6 protein-coding genes and 1 pseudogene are annotated in these 5,879 nt (G+C 43.4%); 4 read left to right on the forward strand and 3 right to left on the reverse strand.

Annotation, left to right across the window (positions count from 1 at the left end; genetic code table 11):
• Nucleotides 1-342 precede the first annotated feature (342 nt).
• The gene (locus tag O9290_RS21985) at nucleotides 343-1,125 is read left to right on the forward strand and encodes an aldolase/citrate lyase family protein (RefSeq protein WP_012266530.1); all 783 of its coding nucleotides are present in this window, start codon (nucleotides 343-345) and stop codon (nucleotides 1,123-1,125) included.
• 110 nt (nucleotides 1,126-1,235) lie between these two features.
• Here O9290_RS21985 and O9290_RS21990 read toward each other — a convergent pair.
• Nucleotides 1,236-1,424 (reverse strand): annotated as a pseudogene (locus O9290_RS21990) (hypothetical protein).
• Here O9290_RS21990 and O9290_RS21995 point away from each other — a divergent pair.
• Nucleotides 1,335-1,514: a hypothetical protein gene (locus tag O9290_RS21995; protein WP_288056785.1), complete on the forward strand. Its 180-nt coding sequence runs from the start codon at nucleotides 1,335-1,337 to the stop codon at nucleotides 1,512-1,514. The pseudogene O9290_RS21990 and the gene O9290_RS21995 overlap by 90 nt on opposite strands.
• A 718-nt stretch (nucleotides 1,515-2,232) precedes the next feature.
• Here O9290_RS21995 and O9290_RS22000 read toward each other — a convergent pair.
• Nucleotides 2,233-3,060, reverse strand: a complete 828-nt coding sequence (locus O9290_RS22000) for a DUF3598 family protein (RefSeq protein WP_288056782.1) — start codon at nucleotides 3,058-3,060, stop codon at nucleotides 2,233-2,235.
• Between the two features lie 37 nt (nucleotides 3,061-3,097).
• Between O9290_RS22000 and panD the strand changes: the two genes are divergently transcribed.
• Together panD and O9290_RS22010 are read left to right on the forward strand one after the other, a co-directional pair.
• On the forward strand, nucleotides 3,098-3,517 hold the full coding sequence (gene panD, locus O9290_RS22005) for an aspartate 1-decarboxylase (protein WP_002758245.1): 420 nt from the start codon (nucleotides 3,098-3,100) through the stop codon (nucleotides 3,515-3,517).
• Between the two features lie 74 nt (nucleotides 3,518-3,591).
• Entirely contained in the window at nucleotides 3,592-4,779 is a 1,188-nt protein-coding gene (locus O9290_RS22010; RefSeq protein ID WP_002758246.1) for a TRC40/GET3/ArsA family transport-energizing ATPase, read from the forward strand.
• A 143-nt stretch (nucleotides 4,780-4,922) separates the two neighbouring features.
• On the opposite strand, the gene O9290_RS22015 is transcribed toward O9290_RS22010, so the two are convergent.
• Nucleotides 4,923-5,675, reverse strand: a complete 753-nt coding sequence (locus O9290_RS22015) for a cobalt-precorrin-6A reductase (RefSeq protein ID WP_002758247.1) — start codon at nucleotides 5,673-5,675, stop codon at nucleotides 4,923-4,925.
• Nucleotides 5,676-5,879 lie beyond the last annotated feature (204 nt).

A 5,879-nucleotide genomic window follows, 5' to 3' on the forward strand; every position in this document is an offset into this window, starting at 1 on the left:
AATGGAAATTTTTTCTTTCTTCCAGACATCGATAATTTTTTGGCGAAAATCTACGGAATAGGGTCTCATAGGAAGCTGGTAAGTTCTATTATTTGTCTATTTGCTTTCCATTGTACCTCATAGCTCCAAGAATTGCTATAAATTGAAGATAGATTTTGGGTTCGATCCCCCCTGCCCCCCCTTGATAAGGGGGGATCGGCACCCCCTTAATCCCTCCTGAATAAGAGGGCATCTGACAATTTTTAACACCTACCTACTTAGTCCTCAGCTATCGGCTTTTCGCGGATCGGCTATAATCAACAAGGCTGATCTAGCAGTTACCGATTGTGAACGATTAAAATCATGAATTGCTTAGAAAAAAAAATGGTGCAACTGTTAAGAGAACTCAGGGAAGATCACCATGTTTCGGGGGTAAAAGCGGAATTCGAGACGGAAGGAACCCGATTGACGGAAGCGATGCGGTTGAAAGAAATTAGTCTGAAAGCGGGGGTAGATTTTAATCTGAAAATCGCCGGTTGCGAAGCGATCAGAGATATCTTTGATGGGGTTAATTTAGGAGTCGATCGCTTGATTGCTCCCATGGTAGAAACAGCCTACGCTTTACAAAAATATCTGCGGGCAGCCAGGAGGGTTTTAGCTGACCAAGGGGTGGAAGATGTGGAGCTATTAGTTAATATCGAAACGATTACAGCCTGTGAGAATTTTCAGGAAATGTTGGCGATTCCAGAGATAAAATCTCTCCATGGTATCGTCATCGGACGGATGGATTTAGCCTGTTCTTTGGGATTAACCCGTCAGGATGTGAATAGCGAGCAAGTTTTGGCTCTGGCTTTACCTTTGGCAAAAAAAGCTAAGGCTGCCGGTTTGACTGTTGCCATTGGGGGTGGGGTGTCACTGCATTCTTTACCGTTTTTCAAAATGTTCTGCCAAGGACATTTTGACCGCTTCGAGACGCGCAAAGTTATCTTTGATTGTCCCCAAGCTTTGGATAATTTCAGTTTAGCTTTGCCAAAGGCGATCGAGTTTGAATTACTCTGGCTAGAGAATAAAAAAAATTATTATGGTGCTATTGTTCGTGAAGATGACCGGCGTTTAGAAATCCTCCATAATTTACTTTTTGGTTAAAGATACTGGTTTCTTGATTGATCGTGCAAAACCTAGACATATCCAATCAATCTGACAAATAAAAGGTAGGACTGGCTGAATAAATCTAAAAACCTTGTTGGATCAGATTTTTAGGCTTTTCTGAAATCCAAAAGTGCCAGGGATTGGAGTGAGCGCGGGGAAAATTCCTGGACTTTTTCCCTGAAAATTAGGTAATTGACCACCTGAAAATGGGTAAAACCCTACACCCCACACCCTACACCCCACACCCTGCCCCCAAGAAAAACTTTTTCAGCAAGCCCTATATAGGAGTGATCAATCTTTGTGTCCTCTGTGTCTCTGTGGTTCCTTCCACACCCCACACCCCGCCCCCACCAACAAACTTTTTGCCGCAAACCCTAGATAGTTAACAGTTTCCCACCCCCAGTAGCTAATCTGGAGACTTTTCTCGCAGCATATCTGGTACATTTTGTCAAAAAAACTTTTTCGTTTTAACATAAGTACACATATTTTTGGCAAAAGATCTTTTTCGTCAAAGGAGCAATTGGCAAGTTTTTACCGGGGACTAATTAGTAATCCTAGACGTGGTAAGGGTTTCAAGGCACAAGGACTAAAAATGCACAGAGTAAGCCAATTCTTAGATTTTAGCAGCGGGCTGTAACTATTGCAATCTCGTTGACAAATAGGAATTTTTCTCAATTATTTTTTAAGAAAAGTAAAGATGAAGGAATGTAAATTTAAATCTTCTCAAGTATATTGGGATTTTGATAAATTTTGCTTATGTAAATTAACCCTTAGCATTTAGCTTCTGAGAGCAGTTATCTTATTGGTGAAGTACAAAGTTGTTGTTTTGGCAAGTCTCCGAGCAAGGAGACGATGCCAAATCCAGTTAAGTAGGTAGTCGTTAAAAATTATCAGATGCCCCCCTTATTAAGGGGGGATTAAGGGGGGATCCCCCCGCCTATCGGCACCCCCCTTATCAAGGGGGGCAGGGGGGATCTGAGGCAAAATCTATCTTCAATTTAATTATAACTACTTACTTATAATTAATCTTTAGGAGAAACCCGATATTTTTCAGTGTAATTAGTCAATTTCCTTTTTATTATCAATCTAGCCAGGTCCTGACGGCTAATAGTTTTCTTTTTCCTCCGTCACCAGAGTAATACCTGTCCATTCTCCCTTCTCGTTATAAGAACGAATTAAGCGCTGTCTTTGAGTAGGAGAAAGTAACCAACCCACCTCTAAAACAAAAGGATGACCAGCAGTAATTTTCAGAGGTGTATTACAGGAGGCTCCATCGGGCAGCAGCAGTATTTGAATCGGTAGCGGACCATTTTCAAACAACAATCTTTGTCCCTCAATACGAGCGCTAGAAGTGATTTGATTATCACCAAAAGTCAAAGTTTGCGAGAGATAATTATCCCCCTGACGCTCGATCGATACATGGGTAGAATAGGCAGGAGAATTATAAAAATCGCGTCCCGTTGTCACCGCCTGTCCTCGCCATTGACCCAGTAATTGGTCCACCGTTAACATCGGTCTTTCTGGGGAGCTAGAATCGGCCAACTTTTCCCGAATTAAAGTCAAGCGATCGAACTCACAGCGCTCATTAAATAACTGTACGATTCTTAATCGTCTTTCTCCAGAGATTAACCCAAATTCTGCCCCGAATTGTGAGGAAAAACTACTAAAATATAGAGAACCTTGGCAAAAAGCTCCCGTCTGGCTAAATAGAATACCCTGATGGAGAGAACTATACTCTAAAATTAAATCTTCCGGCGCTCGATCGCTGTAGAGACGGCGGACCAATTGACGAATTGATCGATTATTATTAATGCCTTGCAAAGATACCAAAGTCGGGGTATCTTCGATCAAGTCGCCTTGGGGAGACAGACGGGTAAAAGAACCTTGCCATTGACCGAGATTTTTTAGTAAACATTCCCACTGGGAGAGCATAATAATTGAAGTAATTGGGGGAAATAGGACAAAATACATGGGAACAATTCGATTAATGCACGCCAAACTCCATCGAGTGCGCGTCAGCGAGGCTAACGTCGATTATGTCGGCAGTATCACTATCGATCGAGAATTGATTGAGCGGGTCGGCATTTTGCCGCTTGAAGAGGTGGATGTGGTCAATCTTAGCAATGGTAAGCGCTTTTCCACCTACGTTTTTCCGGGCCAAACTGGGGAAATTTGCCCCAACGGTGGTGCGGCGCTGCTCTGTCAACCCGGAGATATTTTGATTATCTATGCCTACGAACAACGTCCGAGGCAAGAAGTTCTCGAAAACGGTCATTTTGCCAAAGTTCTCGTCGCTGATGCTGAAAATCGCTGTCAGCAATTTTTTGAACAGAGCTTAATTCCCCGGGGTGATGGTCAGGGAGTGGAATTCTATAGCCAAGAATGCTGATTCTTGTCCTCAATTTGTTAACTTTCCCGTCATAATAAGAATAAGTAATGTAAATTTTCTTAGAATCAGCCCCCATGCGTGTAATTCTCATGACTGGTAAAGGAGGCGTGGGTAAAACCTCCGTCGCCGCCGCTACAGGACTCCGCTGCGCCGAACTTGGCTATAAAACGCTAGTTCTCAGCACCGATCCCGCTCACTCTCTCGCTGACAGTTTCGATCTCGAATTAGGTCACGATCCTCGTTTGGTACGTCCCCATCTTTGGGGGGCAGAATTAGACGCACTAATGGAATTGGAAGGCAACTGGGGCGCAGTAAAACGTTACATTACTCAGGTATTGCAAGCTAGGGGTTTAGATGGAGTGCAAGCGGAAGAATTAGCGATTTTACCCGGAATGGATGAGATTTTCGGCTTAGTTCGCATGAAACGCCATTACGATGAGGGTACTTATGATGTGTTGATTATCGATTCCGCACCTACGGGGACAGCTTTACGATTGCTGAGTTTGCCAGAAGTGGGCGGTTGGTACATGAGAAGATTTTACAAACCTTTACAGGGAATGTCGGTGGCATTGCGACCACTGGTGGAACCTTTTTTTCGACCGATCGCTGGTTTTTCCCTACCGGACAAGGAAGTTATGGATGCTCCCTACGAGTTTTATGAGCAGATTGAGGCCCTAGAAAAGGTTTTGACCGATAATACTCAAACCTCGGTCCGTTTGGTGACAAACCCCGAAAAAATGGTGATTAAGGAGTCTTTACGCGCCCATGCCTATCTAAGTCTCTATAATGTTTCCACCGATTTGATTATTGCTAATCGGATTATTCCCGACAAAGTAACCGATCCTTTCTTTGCTCGTTGGAAAGAAAATCAACAGGGTTATAAACAGGAAATTTACGATAATTTTCATCCTTTACCAGTTAAGGAAGTTCCTCTCTACTCCGAAGAAATGTGTGGTTTACCCGCTTTGGAAAGACTGAAAGAAACTCTTTTTGCTGGGGAAGATCCGACGAAGGTTTATTACCAAGAAAACACTATTCGGGTAGTTCAACAGGAAAATCATTACAGTCTGGAATTATATTTACCCGGCATACCCAAGGAACAAATACAGCTAAATAAAACTGGAGACGAGTTAAATATTCGCATCGGTAATCACCGTCGTAATTTAGTCTTACCCCAAGCTTTAGCAGCCCTGAAACCTTCCGGAGCAAAAATGGAAGATGATTACCTGAAAATCTCTTTTAGCAACGTGGTGAAAGTGTGATTTTCCTAGATTGGGTGGGGAAGTGGGGAGTGGGGAAGTGGGGAAGTGGGGAATTTCAACTAAAACCCTAAAACCCTAAAACCCCATCACCAGACAATTGACTTTTTCAACAAACCTTACCGATGATTTTCCCAGAAAAATCATCAGAGCCATCTTTTTTCTAACCATGCCAGGACACTTTCAACATCCGCCACTTTTTCTCCTTCAGGTACAGGTGGACGTTGTACCATGACCACGGTTATTCCCAACTCTCTAGCGGCGATAATTTTGGCGTAAGTGGCATCACCGCCGCTATTTTTACTCACGATCGCCCCAATCTTATATTCTTGTAAAAGAGAGCGCTCTGACTGCAAGGAAAAAGGCCCCCGTTCCAATAATAATTTTCCAACTGGCACGATGGCATCTGGTTCCGGAGGGTCAATCATCCGCATCAAAAACCAGATATTTTTTAGATGTGCATAACTTGCCAGTTCTTGCCGACCAATAGTGAGAAATATCCGCGGCGCTAACCCAGGTAAAATATTCGCCGCAGCTTGATTGTTTTCTACTTCAATCCAATTATCTCCAGATACTTTTTCCCAAGCTGGACGACTTAACATTAATCGAGGAATACCACAATCCGAGGCGGCTTGAGCGGCATTAAAGGAAATTTGCGCGGCAAAGGGATGGGTGGCATCAATTAAACAATCAATGCCTTCTTGCCGCAGATAATTGGCTAACCCAGTGGCACCACCAAACCCCCCCCGGCGAGAAGGAGTTGTGAGAGTAATCGGTTCTCTCGTGCGACCGGCAAAGGAAGCGATGGCATCTATACCCGGAATTGCCGCAATTTTAGCCGCTAATGCCGCCGCTTCCCCCGTTCCCCCTAAAATCAGCACTCTTTTATTTTTAGTCATCCAGCAATCGCCAAAAGGTTAACTAATTTTCCATCTTCCTATCTTGCCTTGCAAAGGAAAGATATTGGGTTCTTCGTTACTTGGTATGGTTCGATAGGGGGGCATAAATCGACTAAATCCTTATCTGGCAAGAGACTTAATTGATTAGTTCGCTCTAGAGCAAAAACAATTGACAAAAATCGCTAAATGCCTTTCTCTATAAGG

The organism is Microcystis sp. LE19-41.2A, from assembly GCF_027530405.1.
GTDB classification, from domain to species: Bacteria; Cyanobacteriota; Cyanobacteriia; order Cyanobacteriales; family Microcystaceae; genus Microcystis; species Microcystis aeruginosa.

Coding starts and splice junctions, on each gene's coding strand:
- O9290_RS21985 (WP_012266530.1), top strand. CDS start 343: ATGAATTGCTTAGAAAAAAAAATGGTGCAACTGTTAAGAGAACTCAGG.
- O9290_RS21995 (WP_288056785.1), top strand. CDS start 1,335: ATGGGTAAAACCCTACACCCCACACCCTACACCCCACACCCTGCCCCC.
- O9290_RS22000 (WP_288056782.1), bottom strand. CDS start 3,060: ATGCTCTCCCAGTGGGAATGTTTACTAAAAAATCTCGGTCAATGGCAA.
- panD (WP_002758245.1), top strand. CDS start 3,098: ATGGGAACAATTCGATTAATGCACGCCAAACTCCATCGAGTGCGCGTC.
- O9290_RS22010 (WP_002758246.1), top strand. CDS start 3,592: ATGCGTGTAATTCTCATGACTGGTAAAGGAGGCGTGGGTAAAACCTCC.
- O9290_RS22015 (WP_002758247.1), bottom strand. CDS start 5,675: ATGACTAAAAATAAAAGAGTGCTGATTTTAGGGGGAACGGGGGAAGCG.